13 protein-coding genes are annotated in these 15,841 nt (G+C 62.8%); 5 read left to right on the top strand and 8 right to left on the bottom strand.

Translation table 11 applies throughout. The features are described from left to right. Window positions 1-438: 438 nt before the first annotated feature. On the bottom strand, window positions 439-1,008 hold the full coding sequence (locus B0G69_RS02610) for a pseudouridine synthase (protein WP_121315522.1): 570 nt from the start codon (window positions 1,006-1,008) through the stop codon (window positions 439-441). A 344-nt stretch (window positions 1,009-1,352) separates the two neighbouring features. Between B0G69_RS02610 and icd the strand changes: the two genes are divergently transcribed. After that, a complete protein-coding gene (icd, locus tag B0G69_RS02605) occupies window positions 1,353-2,609 on the top strand; it encodes an NADP-dependent isocitrate dehydrogenase (protein ID WP_121315521.1) in 1,257 nt (418 codons plus the stop codon). Between the two features lie 268 nt (window positions 2,610-2,877). On the opposite strand, the gene B0G69_RS02600 is transcribed toward icd, so the two are convergent. Continuing rightward, window positions 2,878-3,084, bottom strand: coding sequence for a cold-shock protein (locus B0G69_RS02600; protein ID WP_007180614.1), 207 nt, complete (start codon window positions 3,082-3,084; stop codon window positions 2,878-2,880). A gap of 551 nt (window positions 3,085-3,635) precedes the next feature. Between B0G69_RS02600 and clpS the strand changes: the two genes are divergently transcribed. Then, the gene (clpS, locus tag B0G69_RS02595; protein ID WP_006050100.1) at window positions 3,636-3,950 is read left to right on the top strand and encodes an ATP-dependent Clp protease adapter ClpS; all 315 of its coding nucleotides are present in this window, start codon (window positions 3,636-3,638) and stop codon (window positions 3,948-3,950) included. Continuing rightward, entirely contained in the window at window positions 3,947-6,244 is a 2,298-nt protein-coding gene (gene clpA / locus B0G69_RS02590) for an ATP-dependent Clp protease ATP-binding subunit ClpA (RefSeq protein ID WP_042321496.1), read from the top strand. The genes clpS and clpA overlap by 4 nt, the downstream gene beginning before the upstream one ends. A gap of 101 nt (window positions 6,245-6,345) precedes the next feature. On the opposite strand, the gene dut is transcribed toward clpA, so the two are convergent. From dut to B0G69_RS02560, 6 genes are all read right to left on the bottom strand, one after another. Beyond that, window positions 6,346-6,792 carry a dUTP diphosphatase gene (gene dut / locus B0G69_RS02585; RefSeq protein WP_121315520.1) on the bottom strand — a complete coding sequence of 149 codons (447 nt, stop codon included), beginning with the start codon at window positions 6,790-6,792 and terminating at the stop codon, window positions 6,346-6,348. 16 nt (window positions 6,793-6,808) lie between these two features. Next, entirely contained in the window at window positions 6,809-7,825 is a 1,017-nt protein-coding gene (locus B0G69_RS02580) for an LLM class flavin-dependent oxidoreductase (RefSeq protein WP_121315519.1), read from the bottom strand. Window positions 7,826-7,896: 71 nt separating this feature from the next. Beyond that, window positions 7,897-9,111, bottom strand: coding sequence for a bifunctional phosphopantothenoylcysteine decarboxylase/phosphopantothenate--cysteine ligase CoaBC (gene coaBC, locus B0G69_RS02575; protein WP_121315518.1), 1,215 nt, complete (start codon window positions 9,109-9,111; stop codon window positions 7,897-7,899). 113 nt (window positions 9,112-9,224) lie between these two features. Next, a complete protein-coding gene (lspA, locus tag B0G69_RS02570; RefSeq protein WP_121319042.1) occupies window positions 9,225-9,731 on the bottom strand; it encodes a signal peptidase II in 507 nt (168 codons plus the stop codon). An 11-nt stretch (window positions 9,732-9,742) separates the two neighbouring features. Next, window positions 9,743-12,580: an isoleucine--tRNA ligase gene (gene ileS, locus B0G69_RS02565; protein WP_121315517.1), complete on the bottom strand. Its 2,838-nt coding sequence runs from the start codon at window positions 12,578-12,580 to the stop codon at window positions 9,743-9,745. 169 nt (window positions 12,581-12,749) lie between these two features. Further along, window positions 12,750-13,745, bottom strand: a complete 996-nt coding sequence (locus tag B0G69_RS02560; RefSeq protein ID WP_121319040.1) for a bifunctional riboflavin kinase/FAD synthetase — start codon at window positions 13,743-13,745, stop codon at window positions 12,750-12,752. Window positions 13,746-13,862: 117 nt separating this feature from the next. Between B0G69_RS02560 and purN the strand changes: the two genes are divergently transcribed. Then, complete coding sequence (gene purN, locus B0G69_RS02555; RefSeq protein WP_121315516.1) at window positions 13,863-14,516, top strand: phosphoribosylglycinamide formyltransferase; 654 nt, start codon at window positions 13,863-13,865, stop codon at window positions 14,514-14,516. After that, window positions 14,513-15,772, top strand: a complete 1,260-nt coding sequence (locus tag B0G69_RS02550) for an RsmB/NOP family class I SAM-dependent RNA methyltransferase (RefSeq protein ID WP_121315515.1) — start codon at window positions 14,513-14,515, stop codon at window positions 15,770-15,772. The genes purN and B0G69_RS02550 overlap by 4 nt, the downstream gene beginning before the upstream one ends. Window positions 15,773-15,841 lie beyond the last annotated feature (69 nt).

Raw genomic sequence — 15,841 nt, 5'->3', positions numbered from 1 at the left:
AAATGACCCGGCTATATGTAGAGTCATGTCGGTAAACGTGCCATCCACCTTTCGGTTGACAGTCGCATCGAACAAATTTTTTTCGACACGTCTGCGTAGCGCTCAGACTCCCCGCGCGCACCGCAAGAACGGCTTGCGCAAAGGGCCCTTCAGGCTGAATGCCGGATAGCTTCGGGCGGCATCTGCGTCGAATAACGCGTGAGCTCGCGCACCGGTTGACGAAAAATTTCTGGAAATTTTTATCGTGAAAGCGCGATGTCGATGTGCGGCTTCGCTGCTATCGCGAGTGTGTTCGTTTCACGTTTTTTTTGCGGGTGTTTCACGCGTGTTTTTGTTTGCCGATACAACGGCTTAGCTTTTGTTATTCGGCGTGAAACACGCACACGTGATGCGAGTTTTGCAAACTTGCGCGCAGAGAGTCGAGCGTTCGGATCACGCTCAGACGACACCTTCCCAAGGCGCCTTCGTTGACAATTCGACACTTTCCCCGGGTTGAAGGCCGAGTGAAAAAATGTCAAGCGCCCCGATGCCGACGCGCACCAGACGCAGCGTCGGGAAACCCACCGCGGCTGTCATGCGGCGCACCTGACGGTTCTTGCCTTCGGTGATCGACAACTCGATCCACGTGGTCGGTATCGCCGCGCGATAACGGATCGGCGGCGTGCGTGTCCAGAGCGTGTCGTTCGGTTCGACATATTCGGCGCGGCAGGGGCGCGTCACGTAGTCGCCGAGATCGACGCCGCGTGCGAGCTTCTTCAACGCGGCTGTGTCGACCGCGCCTTCCACTTGCGCCCAATAACGTTTGACGAGCTTATGACGCGGCTCGGCGATGCGCGCTTGCAGCGCCCCATCGTCGGTGAGAAGCAGCAGGCCTTCGCTGTCGGAGTCGAGCCGGCCCGCCGGATAGACGCCGGGCACCTTGACCCAGTCGGCCAGCGACGCACGCGTCTCATGCGGCGAGAATTGACAGATGGTGCCGAACGGCTTGTTCAGTGCGAGAAGGCGCATAGGGAAACGAATGAGAGTCGCGCGGACACTGCCGCGACGGTCAGCGTCGCGAAGTCCCCGGGAGAGCCGCGGGTGCGGTTTTGAATGGCGCGATGATAATGCATAAACGAAGCCGGCCTTTCTGCTGTCTTATAAAAGACCCATGAGCCGGCGCGCGTGCGGTTCACGGTTTTTGCGTCCATGTTGGGAAAACCCCGAGCCGTTGCCGGATGGCTGCGCGGGGCGTGTGGGCTAGAATAACGGCCAGGCTTGCTTGCGAGCGTCCTGGCATTGCGCGTAGCGAGGAGCGCCCATTTTCGCAGTCTCCCTTCAGCTTTCTGCACAGCCTTCACTGGAGTCCGATCATGTCGTATCAGCACATCAAGGTTCCGACCGGTGGTGACAAGATCACTGTCAACGCCGATTTCTCGCTCAATGTTTCCGACCAGCCGATCATTCCGTTCATCGAAGGCGACGGTACGGGTCTCGACATCACGCCGGTCATGCTGAAGGTCGTGGATGCAGCGGTGGAGAAGGCGTACGCAGGCAAGAAGAAAATCCACTGGATGGAAATCTACGCGGGCGAAAAGGCGACCAAGGTGTATGGTCCCGACGTGTGGCTGCCGGAAGAAACGCTGCAGGTGGTCAAGGAATACATTGTGTCGATCAAGGGGCCGCTCACCACGCCGGTCGGCGGCGGCATCCGTTCGCTGAACGTCGCGCTGCGCCAGGAGCTCGACCTGTATGTGTGCCTGCGGCCGGTGCAGTATTTCAAGGGCGTGCCTTCGCCGGTGCGCGAGCCCGAGAAGACCAACATGGTGATCTTCCGCGAGAATTCGGAAGACATCTATGCGGGCATCGAATGGGCGGCCGAATCGGAGCAGGCGAAGAAGGTCATCAAGTTCCTGCAGGACGAGATGGGCGTGAAGAAGATCCGCTTTCCGGAGTCGTCGGGGATCGGCATCAAGCCGGTGTCGCGCGAAGGCACCGAGCGTCTGGTGCGCAAGGCGATCCAGTACGCGATGGACAACGATCGCCGCTCGGTCACGCTGGTGCACAAGGGCAACATCATGAAGTTCACCGAAGGCGCGTTTCGCGACTACGGCTATGCGCTCGCGCAAAAGGAATTCAGCGCGGAACTGATCGACGGCGGCCCGTGGATGAAGGTCAAGAATCCGAAGACAGGTGGCGACATCGTGGTGAAGGACGTGATCGCCGATGCATTCCTGCAGCAGATCCTCCTGCGTCCGGCCGAATACGACGTGATCGCCACGCTGAACCTGAACGGCGATTATGTCTCGGATGCGCTGGCCGCGCAGGTCGGCGGCATCGGCATCGCCCCGGGCGCGAATCTGTCGGACTCGGTCGCGATGTTCGAAGCGACGCACGGCACGGCGCCGAAATACGCGGGCAAGGACTATGTGAATCCGGGTTCGGAAATTCTCTCGGCGGAAATGATGCTGCGCCACATCGGCTGGACCGAAGCGGCAGATCTGATCATCCACTCGATGGAGAAATCGATTCTGCAAAAACGCGTCACTTATGACTTCGCACGCCTGATGGAAGGCGCGACTCAGGTATCGTGCTCGGGCTTCGGCCAGGTGATGATCGAGAATATGTAGAACGAAGCGAACTGAAATATTCAGGTCGCATGACAAGCCCTGGCGTCGCAAGATGGCTGGGGCATTTTTTTGCCCGCTCGTCGAAGCGGCCGCTATCGATCCGAACAGCGATAGGGTGAGCGCGAAAGCCGCCGGCAGCCAAACTATACGGGCGTACCCGATAATTGGGAGCCATGGCTGTCCGATAAAAGCTAACGGAACGAAAAAAGCGCCGCACAAAAAAAGAAACCCGGCAAGCCGGGCTTCAAAGGACGGGTAACGAACAGCCTCAGGCGGGTGCCTGAATGTTCGATGCCTGTTTGCCTTTCGGGCCTTGCACGACCTCGAAGGTTACCTTTTGGCCTTCCTTGAGGGTCTTGAACCCATTCATCTGGATGGCCGAGAAGTGTGCAAACAGATCCTCACCACCTTCATCAGGCGTGATGAATCCGAAACCTTTTGCGTCATTGAACCATTTGACCGTACCAGTTGCCATTCCAACATCCCCTGTAACTCATGTCACTACCACGAGCCCTCGAAAAGCTCCGCGACCACGCAAGTAGCCGCTCCCTCCTCACAAGCTCACCATCGGCATTTTTTCGAAATTATGGCTCGGTGAAAAAAGTGCCAGCTTGATTGTTGGTGCTCTTTATTCGAGTGTCAAGAAAATTTTGAGATGTCGTTGTCGCGTTGCAAACAGGCGCTTTCCAGGGGTTTTTCCCGCTTCCGCTATGTGCGGTTGCGCAAGCGGGCCGTCTTGAAAAGTCGCATAATCGACTCACATGCTGTGCTACGCGCCGCCCGCCGCCGTCAGGCTCCGGCGAGCGCCAGCAACCAGCTCCGGCAGGTTGTGCGATACTCGATCCGACTGCGGTGCAACACGGCCGCGCTGCATCATTGGATAGGGGCCGGCTCCGCAATCGGCTCGTCGAATCGCAAATGCATGGCGGGTCATTTACCCATCACGCAGAAGCGAACGGGCTCACCGGCGGGTTGACCGGGTTTTGACAGGATTGCGGGCCTGTCCTAGTTGTTTAGAATGGGTGTATGGCGATTATCCCGGACAAGCAGGACGGCACCGTACTGGAGCGGCAGGAGAAGAAGCTCAAGCCGCCATCCATGTACAAGGTGGTGCTGCTGAATGACGACTTCACGCCAATGGAATTTGTCGTGATGATCGTGCAGGAATATTTCAATAAAGATCGTGAAACCGCAACGCAGGTGATGTTGAAGGTGCATCGCGAGGGCAGGGGAGTTTGTGGGGTCTATACGCGGGACATCGCGTCGACCAAAGTCGAGCAAGTCGTTACCCACGCACGGCAGGCCGGGCATCCGCTGCAGTGTGTGATGGAGGAAGCATGATTGCCCAGGAACTGGAAGTCAGCCTGCACATGGCGTTCATGGAAGCACGCCAGGCGCGGCACGAGTTCATAACGGTCGAACATCTTTTGCTGGCACTGTTGGACAATCCGACAGCGGCGGAGGTGTTGCGTGCATGCGCGGCCAATATCGAGGATCTGCGTCAGAACCTGCGCAACTTCATTCATGACAACACGCCAACCGTGCCTGGCACGGACGACGTCGACACGCAGCCCACGCTGGGTTTCCAGCGTGTGATCCAGCGCGCGATCATGCATGTGCAGTCCACCTCGAACGGCAAGAAGGAAGTGACCGGCGCGAACGTGCTGGTGGCGATCTTCGGCGAGAAGGATTCGCACGCGGTGTACTACCTGCAGCAGCAGGGCGTGACGCGTCTGGACGTGGTCAATTTCATCTCGCATGGCATCGCCAAGACGAGCAGCACGGACGCCGCGAAAGCGAGCGACGCGAATGCCGAGTCCGACGAAGCCGCCGCGCAGAAGGAAACGCCGCTCGCCCAGTTCACGCAGAACCTGAACCAGATGGCGAAGGACGGCCGCATCGATCCGCTGATCGGGCGCGAGTCGGAAGTCGAGCGCGTGGTCCAGGTGCTGTGCCGTCGGCGCAAGAACAATCCGCTGCTGGTCGGTGAGGCCGGCGTCGGCAAGACGGCGATCGCCGAAGGTCTCGCGTGGCGTATTACGCGCGGCGAAGTGCCGGACATCCTCGCGGACGCGCAGGTGTATTCGCTCGACATGGGCGCGCTGCTCGCCGGCACGAAGTATCGTGGCGACTTCGAGCAACGCCTGAAGACGGTTCTCAAGGAGTTGAAGGAACGTCCGCACGCGATCCTGTTCATCGACGAAATTCATACGCTGATCGGCGCGGGCGCCGCCTCGGGCGGCACGCTGGACGCGTCGAATCTGCTGAAGCCTGCGTTGTCCTCGGGCACGCTCAAGTGCATCGGCGCGACCACGTTCACGGAATATCGCGGCATCTTCGAGAAAGACGCGGCATTGTCGCGCCGTTTCCAGAAGGTCGATGTGACCGAGCCGACCGTCGAACAGACGGTGGCGATCCTGCGCGGCCTCAAGTCGCGTTTCGAAGAGCATCACGGCGTGAAGTATTCGTCGGGTGCGCTGTCGGCGGCGGCTGAGTTGTCGGCACGCTTCATCACGGATCGTCATCTGCCGGACAAGGCGATCGACGTGATCGACGAAGCGGGCGCGGCGCAACGCATCCTGCCGAAGTCGAAGCAGAAGAAGACCATCGGCAAGAACGAGATCGAGGAAATCATCTCGAAGATCGCCCGTGTCCCGCCGCAAAGCGTGTCGCAGGACGATCGCAGCAAGCTGCAGACGCTCGATCGCGATCTGAAGAGCGTGGTGTTCGGGCAAGACCCCGCCATCGACGCGCTGTCGGCCGCGATCAAGATGGCGCGTGCGGGTCTCGGCAAGCTGGACAAGCCGATCGGCGCGTTCCTGTTCTCCGGCCCCACGGGTGTCGGCAAGACCGAAGTGGCGAAGCAACTGGCGTTCACGCTGGGGATCGAACTGATCCGCTTCGACATGTCGGAATACATGGAGCGTCATGCGGTCAGCCGGTTGATCGGCGCGCCGCCGGGCTATGTCGGGTTCGACCAGGGCGGTCTTCTGACCGAAGCCGTCACGAAGAAGCCGCATTGCGTGCTGCTGCTCGACGAAATCGAGAAGGCGCATCCGGACATCTACAATGTGCTGCTGCAGGTGATGGACCACGGCACGCTGACGGACAACAACGGCCGCAAGGCGGACTTCCGCAACGTCATCATTATCATGACGACGAATGCGGGCGCCGAGGCGATGGGCAAGTCGGTGATCGGCTTCACGAACCGCCGGGAAGCCGGTGACGAGATGGTCGACATCAAGCGTATGTTCACGCCGGAGTTCCGTAACCGTCTGGACGCGACGATCAGCTTCCGTTCGCTCGATGAAGAAATCATCATGCGCGTGGTCGATAAGTTCCTGATGCAGTTGGAAGATCAGTTGCACGAGAAGAAGGTCGATGCGCTCTTCACCGACGCGTTGCGCAAGCATCTCGCCAAACACGGTTTCGATCCGTTGATGGGCGCGCGGCCGATGCAACGTCTGATCCAGGACACGATCCGTCGTGCGCTGGCCGACGAACTGCTGTTCGGCAAGCTGATGAACGGCGGCCGGGTCTCGGTCGACGTGGATGCGGAAGACAAGGTGCAGTTGACCTTCGACGAGCATCCGGCGCCGCGCAATCCGAATCCGGAAGCGGTCGAAGTCGAGTAAGGCGTCGAATAAAGTCTCTGGCGGTATTGAAGAAAGCAGAACGGCGCGGGTTCAACCCCGCGCCGTTCTGCTTTTTGCGTCCTGCTTTGCGTCGCTCAGGGTTAGTGTTTGCCGGTACTGCCGAACCCGCCGCCGCCACGCTCGCTTTGTTCGAAATCATCGACGATATTGAACTCGGCCTGCACGACCGGCACGATCACGAGTTGCGCGAGACGCTCCATCGGATTCAGCACGAACGTCGTTTCGCCACGATTCCAGGTCGAGATCATCAGTTGACCCTGGTAATCGGAGTCGATCAGGCCGACCAGATTGCCGAGCACGATCCCATGCTTATGTCCCAGTCCCGAACGCGGCAGAATCAGCGCCGCATACCCCGGGTCACCGACGTGAATCGCGAGGCCTGTCGGGACCAGCGCGGTTTCGCCAGGCTTCAGCGTCAACGGCTCGTCGAGGCAGGCACGCAGATCGAGGCCGGCACTGCCGGTGGTCGCGTAAGCAGGGAGTTGCTCGCGCATGCGCGCGTCGAGAATCTTCAGGTCGAGTTTCATGCAGATTGGAGTGAGGTTAGGGCGTGGTGTTTAAGCCGAGCTGGAATGCGTCGGCGAGAAGTTCATAGGAGCGCAGCCGGGCGCGATAGCTGCCTGCGACGGTCAGCACCATCAGCTCGTCTGCCTGGAATTGCTCCTGCAATGCATGTAGCCGCTCGGTGACCGTCTCAGGCGTACCGATGATGCTGCGTGGTTTTTCTCGTGTAATCACAAGTTGCTCGCGCTCACCGTACTCCTGCTCGATTCCCTGTTCGATGTTTGGAATGGGTTCGTTCAGGCCGTACGCCATTTGAACGCGGCGCAGGTCGACGGCCTTTTCCAGAGCGGCGGCTTCCTGTTCGGTATCCGCGCAAATCACGAAGACGGCAGCGGCCAGATACGCTTGCTGGGTTTCCTGACTCGCCTTGAAGCGCTCGCGATAGGCCTGCGCCACCTGATGTCCGAAATGCGCATTGATGAAATGCGCGAACGCGAAGCGAATGCCGAGTTGCGCGGCGAGCAGTCCGCCGAATTCGCTCGAACCGAGCATCCACAGTTGCGGACGCGTGTCGATCTGCGGCTGCAGCAACACGCCACGCGCCATGTGATCCTCGGGCAGCGCGCCGTGCATCAGGCCGAGCAGGTCGGTGACCTGCTGCGGGAAAATATCGCCGCGGTTGTAGTCGCCGCCGGCAACCGCCTGCGCTGTGCGCATGTCGCCGCCCGGTGCGCGTCCCACGCCGAGATCGATGCGATTCGGAAAGAGCGCCTCGAGCATCATGAATTGCTCGGCGACCTTGAACGGGCTGTAGTACGGCAGCATCACGCCGCCGGAACCGAGGCGGATGCGCCGAGTCACGCTCCCGAGGCGCGCCAGCATTACCTCGGGACACGGATTCGATACGCCGCGCAAGCCGTGATGCTCGGCACACCAGTAGCGCGTGTAGCCGAGGTCGTCGGCGAGCTGCGCGAGTTCGACGGTGGCGGCGATGGCGTCCGACACCGAGTGCCCGGCGATCACGGGCGTTTGATCGAGCACGGAAAGCAGCGTCATGTCAGTGGCTCCAGATAATCCGATTCGTCAGCGCGGCTTGCCGTGGTGGCGAAAAATACGCCGTGACGGACTCAACGAATCAGACTCGTATCGGGCAGACGCTTCGCAATCTCTGCGATCAGCGCACGCGCGAGCGTCTGCTTGTCCGCGCGCGGGAGCTTCGTGGCGCCGCGGGCTTCGAACAGGATCACTTCGTTGTCATCGAGACCAAAGGTGAGGGGGCCGAGATTGCCGATCAGCAGAGGCACGTTTTTGCGCATGCGCTTTTCTTCGCCATGCACCTCGAGGTCGCCGCTTTCCGCCGCGAAGCCGACCGCGAACGGTGGATGCGGCAGCTTCGCCACCGAGGCCAGAATGTCCGGATTCTCGACGAACGTGAAGCTTGGCAGTGCGCGTTCGGCGGTCTTCTTGATCTTATGCTCGCTTGCGTGAGCGACACGCCAGTCGGCCACTGCGGCGACGCCAATGAAGATGTCGGCGTCGGCGACCGAGCGCATCACCGCATCGTGCATCTGCTGCGCGGTTTGCACGTCCTGGCGGAACACGCCCCACGGCGTTTCCAGCGAGACCGGGCCGGCGACCAGGTGCACCTCGGCGCCGGCCTGTTGCGCGGCGCGCGCGAGCGCGAAGCCCATTTTGCCGCTGGAGCGGTTGGTGATGCCGCGCACCGGATCGAGCGGCTCGAAGGTCGGCCCGGCGGTCAGCAATACGCGACGGCCGGAGAGGATCTTCGGCGAAAAGAACGATGCGATTGCTTCGTAGGTCGCCTTGGCTTCGAGCATGCGTCCGTCGCCGATTTCGCCACAGGCCTGCGGGCCGGAGTCCGGCCCCAGCAGTGTGACGCCGTCCGCGCGCAGTTGCGCGACGTTGCGTTGCGTCGCCGGGTTTTGCCACATCTGCCGGTTCATCGCCGGGACGACGAGCAGCGGACAATCGCGCGCGACGCACAGCGTCGACAGCAGGTCGTCGGCCATGCCGTGTGCGAGTTTGGCGAGAAAGTCGGTGGAGGCGGGCGCGATCACGATCGCATCCGCTTCACGCGACAGATCGATGTGCGCCATGTTGTTCGGCACGCGCCCGTCCCACTGGCTCGTATAGACCGGACGGCCCGAGAGCGCCTGCATCGTGACGGGGGTGATGAACTGGGTGGCCGCTTCGGTCATGACGACCTGCACGGTTGCGCCTGCCTTGGTCAGCAGACGCGTGAGTTCGGCGATCTTGTAGCAGGCAATCCCGCCCGTCATGCCGAGGACGAGGTGTTTTCCTGCGAGTTCTGCGGTTGCCAACGAAAGCCTCCGGCAAAGCGTGGTGGCGGGCGGCAGGGCGGGGCGTTATCCGCGCCGCCGCGCCTTTGAATCCTGACACAAAGCGCGGACGCCGGCGCCTCGTGCCGGTGACGTTAGCGGGTGCCGCGCACGCGCCGCAACTCGTCGAGCACGAGCAGGATCGCGCCGATCGTGATCGCGCTGTCGGCGAGATTGAACGCCGGCCAGTGCCAGCCGCGCACGTGGAAATCGAGGAAGTCGATCACGTGCCCATACGCGAGCCGGTCGATCACATTGCCGAGCGCGCCGCCCAGAATCAGCGCGAGCGCCGTGCAGAACATCTTCTGCCCGCCATGACGCTTGAGCAGGTAGCAGATCACCAGCGCGGCGACCACGCCGAGCGCGGTGAATGCCCAGCGTTGCCAGCCACCCGCCATCGCGAGGAAGCTGAACGCCGCGCCACGGTTGTACACGAGCACCAGGTTGAAAAACGGCGTGAGCTCATGCGCGACACCGTAGGCGAACACCTTCTGGACCGCGATTTTCGTCAACTGGTCGAACAGGATGACGATCAGCGCGATGCCCAGCCAGGGGGCCAGCGAACTGCTTCCGATGGACGTTTTCGACGAGGTTTTCGACATGGTTCTCGCCATTATGCCGCGCTCCTTGTTTCACCGTTGCCGAACAGGTTGCTGAAGCAGCGGCCGCACAGCGTGGGGTGTTCGGCGTTCGCGCCGACGTCCGCCCGATAGTGCCAGCAGCGCTCGCACTTCAGGTACTTCGAGGCGATCACTTCGACGCCTTCTTCCGCTTCGCTCGCGACCTTCACGACGTTCGCGCTCGAGGTGATCAACACGAACTTCAGGTCGTCGGCGAGGCTCGCGAGCGCGTCGTAACGCGCGCCGCTCGCGCGGATTTCCACTTCCGCCTGCAGCGACGAGCCGATCAGATTCGCGACGCGCGCTTCTTCCAGCGCCTTCGTCACGTCGCTGCGGGCGGCGCGCAACAGCGTCCATTTGTCGAGCAGCGCGCCGGCGTCCGGCACCGCCGGGAACGCGTGATACGTCTCGGTAAAGATGGTTTCGCTGTTCGGCTGGAACACCTTCCATGCTTCTTCCGCGGTGAACGACAGGAACGGCGCCATCTGACGCAGCAAGCCGTGCGCGATGTGATACAGCGCGGTCTGCGCCGAGCGGCGTGCGACGGAATCCGCCGCCGTGGTGTACAGGCGGTCCTTCAGCACGTCGAGGTAGAAGCCGCCGAGGTCTTCCGAGCAGAACGTCTGCAGCTTGGCAACCACCGGGTGGAACTCGTACTTCTCGTAGTGCGAGAGGATGTCGTCCTGCAGATTCGCCGACAGCGCCACCGCATAGCGGTCGATCTCGAGCCAGTCTTCGACCGGACGCGCGTGCTGCGCGAAGTCGAAGTCCGACAGATTCGCGAGCAGGAAGCGCAGCGTGTTGCGGATGCGGCGATAGCCTTCGGTGACGCGCTTGAGAATTTCCTCGGAGATCGCCAGCTCGCCCGAGTAGTCGGTCGATGCGATCCACAGGCGGATGATTTCCGCGCCGAGGCGGTTCGCCACTTCATGCGGATCGATGCCGTTACCGAGGGACTTGCTCATCTTGCGGCCTTCGCCGTCGACCGTGAAGCCGTGGGTGAGCAGCGCGTTGTACGGCGGCCGACCGTCGAGCATCGACGCGGTCAGCAGCGACGAATGGAACCAGCCGCGATGCTGGTCCGAGCCTTCCAGATACAGGTCGGCCGGGAATTGCAGTTCGTCCTTGTGCGAGCCGCGCAGCACGTGCCAGTGCGTGGTGCCCGAGTCGAACCATACGTCGAGCGTGTCGCGGTTCTTCTCGTACATGTTGGCGTCGTCGCCGAGCAATTCGCGCGGATCGAGCGATTGCCATGCTTCGATGCCGGCCTTCTCGACGCGTTGCGCGACTTCTTCGAGCAGTTCCTGCGTGCGCGGATGCAGTTCGCCGGTTTCCTTGTGCACGAAGAACGCCATCGGCACGCCCCATTGACGCTGGCGCGACAGCGTCCAGTCCGGGCGGTTGGCGATCATGCTGAAGAGGCGCTGCTTGCCCCACGCCGGATAGAACGCGGTGTTTTCGATGCCTTCGAGCGCGGTTTCGCGCAGCGTCCTGTCGGTGTCGTTCGGCTTCACGTCCATGCCGGCGAACCATTGCGACGTCGCACGGTAGATGATCGGCGTCTTGTGGCGCCAGCAGTGCATGTAGCTGTGCGTGTACTTCTCGGTGCGCATTAGCGAGCCGGCGCCTTGCAGCGCTTCGACGATCTGCGGATTGGCCGCCCAGATGGACAGGCCGCCGAACAGCGCGAGCGATTCGATGTAGCGGCCGTCGCCCATCACCGGGTTGATGATGTCGGAGTCGGCCATGCCGTGCGCCTTGCACGACGCGAAGTCTTCCACGCCGTAGGCCGGCGAGGAGTGCACGACGCCCGTACCGGTTTCGGTCGTCACGTAGTCGCCGAGATAGACTGGCGCAGTGCGCTTGTAGGCCGGATGCGCGGACGCGAGCGGATGGTTGAAGCGCAGGTTGACGAGCCTTTCGCCCGGCGTGGTGGCGACGATCGTGCCTTCCAGCCCGTATTGTTTCAGGCAGGCTTCGACGCGTTCTTCAGCCAGGATCAGCAGGCCGCGCGGCGTGTCGACCAGCGCGTAGACGACTTCAGGATGCAGGTTCAGCGCCTGGTTGGCGGGGATGGTCCACGGCGTGGTGGTCCAGATCACGATGCCGCCTTCGTTGTGCGGCAGCGCATTCAGACCGAACGCCTGCGCGGTCTTTTCCGGCTCGGCGAAGCTGAACAGCACGTCGATGGTCGGATCGGTCTTGTCCTTGTACTCGACCTCCGCCTCGGCCAACGCCGAGCCGCAGTCGAAACACCAGTTCACCGGCTTCAGGCCGCGGAACACGTAGCCCTTTTCCATGATCTTCGCGAGCGCGCGGATTTCGCCGGCCTCGTTCGTGAAGTTCATCGTCTTGTACGGGTTGTCCCAGTCGCCGAGCACGCCCAGACGGCGGAAGCCGACCTTCTGCTTCTCGATTTGCTCGGTCGCATAGGCGCGCGCCTTCTGCATCACTTCGGCCGCCGGCAGCGACTTGCCGAACTGCTTTTCGATCTGGATTTCGATCGGCATGCCGTGGCAGTCCCAGCCCGGCACGTAGACCGCGTCGAAGCCCGCCAGATTGCGCGCCTTGACGATCATGTCCTTGAGAATCTTGTTGACCGCGTGGCCGAGGTGGATGTCGCCGTTCGCATACGGCGGGCCGTCGTGCAGGATGAACTTCTTGCGGCCTTTGGAAGCGGCGCGGATCTTTTCGTAGATCTTGCGTTCCTGCCATTCCTTGACCCATTGCGGCTCGCGCTTGGGCAGGTCGCCGCGCATCGGGAACGGCGTGTCGAGCAGGTTCACCGGGTAGCGTGACTGCGGTTTCGAATCGGCTTTCTTGTTGCTCATGATGTGGTCGCGGTGAATTCGTTCTATGCGCGGCAAAGGCGCGGGGTTGCGCACGATGCGCGCGGACGTGGGACGCGCCCGGCAGGTCTGTCGCGTGATCCACGGACGCCTTTCGATGCGCGCGGCAACGGTACGCGCGGCGCTTGAGCGCTCGCCCGTACCGCGGCGGTTACCTAATTCGGTCGGTGGCCGAGGTGGCGAAACCGGTGGAGCGGCTGCCCGGCGTGCCGGCGCCGACGGCCGCGAACCACGCGCGCGCATTGGCGACGTCGCGCGCGATGGCGGCGGTCAGCGTTTCGAGGTCGACGTACTTTTCCTCGTCGCGCAGCTTCTTCAGGAATTCGACGCGCACGAGTTTGCCATACGCGTCGCCGTGCCAATCGAGCAGGTGCACTTCGAGCAGCACGCGGCCGGAGTCGTCGACCGTGGGGCGCAGGCCGAGGCTCGCGACGCCCGGCAACGGTTCCTCCGCCACGCCGTGCACGCGCACGACGAAAATGCCGGCGAGCGCCGGACGCTTATGGGCGATCGGCAGATTGAGCGTGGGAAAACCGAGATCGCGGCCGAGCTTCATGCCGTGCGCGACGTGGCCGCTGATCAGATAATCGCGGCCGAGCGCGGCGCGCGCCGCGTCGAGGTCGCCCGCCACCAGCGCCGAGCGCACGCCCGAGCTGGAAATGCGCGCGCCCGACGGATCGGCGACCGTGGCCATCTGTTCGACTTCGAAGCCATGCTGCTGGCCCGCGGCCTTTAGCGACGCAAAGTCGCCGGCGCGCTTCGCGCCGTAGCGGAAGTCGTCGCCGATCATGACCCAGCGCGCGTGCAGCCCGTTGACGATGATCCGCTCGACGAACGCATCCGGTGACTGGCTCGCGAACGTGTGATTGAAATGCTCGACCACCACCCGGTCGACGCCGTTGGTGCGCAGCGCCTCCAGCTTGTCGCGCAGCATCGCGATGCGCGGCGGCGCGCCGGCCGGATTGAAGAATTCGCGCGGGTGCGGCTCGAAGGTCATCACGCAGACGGGCAGGCCGCGCGCATCCGCTGCTGCGCGCACATGGGCGAGCAGAGCCTGATGGCCGCGGTGGACACCGTCGAAGTTGCCGATGGTCAGTGCGCAGGGCGCACGGCTTTCAGCATTGGGAAGACCGCGGAAGACTCTCACGATAGCGGGTTGCAGTAGGGCGGCCGGAATGCCGCAAAACAAACGATTATAAACGCTCGGCGCGGCAGCCGCCTCTCGCGTCGCGGTTTGGGTGTTGCCGAATGATAAAATCCGCGGATGAAAAAACTCGTCATCCTGATTTCGGGGCGGGGAAGCAACATGGAAGCCATCGTTCGGGCCTGTCTGGACGAAGGCTGGCCGGCGCAAATCGCCGCCGTGATTGCCAACCGTCCTGACGCCGCGGGCCTTGCGTTCGCGGCGTCGCACGGTATTGCCACGGCGGTGGTCGACCACCGCCAGTTTCCCGACCGCGACAGCTTCGACGCCGCGCTGGCGCGCGAAATCGACGGTTTCGCGGCGGACCTCGTGGTGCTCGCGGGTTTCATGCGAGTGCTCACCGCCGCATTTGTCGACCGGTACGCCGGGCGCATGCTCAACGTGCACCCGTCGCTGCTGCCGAGCTTTCCGGGCCTGAAAACCCATCAGCAGGCGCTCGACGCCGGCGTGCGGCTGCATGGCGCGTCGGTGCATTTCGTCACGTCGCAGCTGGATCACGGGCCGATCGTCGCGCAGGCGGCGGTTCCCGTGGAAACCGGCGACACCCCCGCCACGCTCGCCGAACGCGTGCTGGCAACCGAACATATTATTTATCCACGCGCGGTGCGCTGGTTCGTCGAAGGGCGTCTTGCGCTCGACGGTCTGCGTGTCACGCTTACGCCGCCAGAGCCGCAATGGCTCTTTGCCGGTCACACCGCCGGAGAGGGCGCATGAGATTACATGGTTTCCTGATTGGACAAACCGAGACTTTGCTGGCCGAAGTCCTGAAATTGACCGGCCCCGCCGACGCCACCACCAGCCGCTTTTTCCGCGCCCATCCGAAGCTCGGGCACGGTGAGCGCGGCGTGATCGCCGAGGCGGTCTTCGCGGTGCTGCGTCGCCGGATGGAATTCGCCCACCTCGCCGAAAGCGGCGCGGGCAGCCCGGCGCGCCGCATGGCCTTGCTGGGCCTGATGCAGACGGCAGGGCGCTCGGCGCTCAAGCCGTTCGTCTCGGAATCGGAATCGAAGTGGCTCGATCACGTCGCGATGATCGACCCGGAAAGCTTGCCGCTGCGGATTCGCCTGAATTTGCCTGGCTGGATCAGCGAGGCGCTGAGCCAGCGTTTCGAGGCCGCGGAACTCGCGCAACTGGCCGCCGCGCTGAACTACCCCGCGCCCCTCGATCTGCGCACGAACCCGATCAAGGCGAGCCGCGACGACGTGCTGAACGCGCTGTCGAAGGCCGGCATCGAGGCCGGCGCGACGCCGTTCGCGCCGTTCGGCGTGCGCGTGGTCGGCAAGCCGCCGCTCACCAAACTCGACGCGTTCCAGCACGGTTGGCTCGAAGTGCAGGACGAAGGCAGCCAGTTGCTGTGTTCGCTGGTCGCGCCCAAGCGCGGCGAGATGATCGTCGACTTTTGCGCGGGCGCGGGCGGCAAAACGCTGGCGCTCGGCGCGGCGATGCGTTCTACCGGGCGTCTCTACGCATTCGACATTTCCGAGCGGCGTCTGGCCAAGCTCAAGCCGCGCCTTGCGCGCAGCGGGCTGTCGAACGTCAATCCGGTGCTGATCGACAGTGAGCATGACGCGAAGATCAAGCGCCTCGCCGGCAAGATCGACCGTGTGCTGGTCGACGCCCCGTGCAGCGGCTTGGGCACGCTGCGCCGCAACCCCGACCTGAAGTGGCGCCAGTCGCCGGAATCGGTGGCCGAGCTGGCGCCGAAGCAGTTGTCGATTCTGGCGAGCGCGGCGCGTCTCGTGAAGAAGGGCGGCCGTCTCGTCTACGCGACCTGCTCGATTCTGGAAGTCGAGAATGAGGCTGTGGTGCAGCAGTTCCTCGCCAATCATCCGGACTTTGCGCTGGTGCCCGTACGTGACGTGCTGGCCGAGCAGCGGATCGACCTGGAAATGGGCGACTACCTGTCGATGTGGCCGCATCGCCACGCCACCGACGGCTTCTTCGCCGCCGTGCTGGAACGCCAGAGCTAACGCAACAGTGGCTTCCTGTCGACGCTAGCGGGTTCATTGCCGAACCCGCTAGCGCCGGCGGATTCGGCA

The organism is Paraburkholderia sp. RAU2J, from assembly GCF_003634845.1.
Classification (GTDB): Bacteria; Pseudomonadota; Gammaproteobacteria; order Burkholderiales; family Burkholderiaceae; genus Paraburkholderia; species Paraburkholderia fynbosensis.
Note: the sequence above shows the minus strand (reverse complement) of the source record. Positions and strands in the feature narration are given on the sequence as shown.

What these genes read in the sequence shown, in the direction of transcription:
- B0G69_RS02610 (WP_121315522.1), bottom strand. Translation starts at nt 1,008, where the DNA reads ATGCGCCTTCTCGCACTGAACAAGCCGTTCGGCACCATCTGTCAATTC.
- icd (WP_121315521.1), top strand. Translation starts at nt 1,353, where the DNA reads ATGTCGTATCAGCACATCAAGGTTCCGACCGGTGGTGACAAGATCACT.
- B0G69_RS02600 (WP_007180614.1), bottom strand. Translation starts at nt 3,084, where the DNA reads ATGGCAACTGGTACGGTCAAATGGTTCAATGACGCAAAAGGTTTCGGA.
- clpS (WP_006050100.1), top strand. Translation starts at nt 3,636, where the DNA reads ATGGCGATTATCCCGGACAAGCAGGACGGCACCGTACTGGAGCGGCAG.
- clpA (WP_042321496.1), top strand. Translation starts at nt 3,947, where the DNA reads ATGATTGCCCAGGAACTGGAAGTCAGCCTGCACATGGCGTTCATGGAA.
- dut (WP_121315520.1), bottom strand. Translation starts at nt 6,792, where the DNA reads ATGAAACTCGACCTGAAGATTCTCGACGCGCGCATGCGCGAGCAACTC.
- B0G69_RS02580 (WP_121315519.1), bottom strand. Translation starts at nt 7,825, where the DNA reads ATGACGCTGCTTTCCGTGCTCGATCAAACGCCCGTGATCGCCGGGCAC.
- lspA (WP_121319042.1), bottom strand. Translation starts at nt 9,731, where the DNA reads ATGTCGAAAACCTCGTCGAAAACGTCCATCGGAAGCAGTTCGCTGGCC.
- ileS (WP_121315517.1), bottom strand. Translation starts at nt 12,580, where the DNA reads ATGAGCAACAAGAAAGCCGATTCGAAACCGCAGTCACGCTACCCGGTG.
- purN (WP_121315516.1), top strand. Translation starts at nt 13,863, where the DNA reads ATGAAAAAACTCGTCATCCTGATTTCGGGGCGGGGAAGCAACATGGAA.
- B0G69_RS02550 (WP_121315515.1), top strand. Translation starts at nt 14,513, where the DNA reads ATGAGATTACATGGTTTCCTGATTGGACAAACCGAGACTTTGCTGGCC.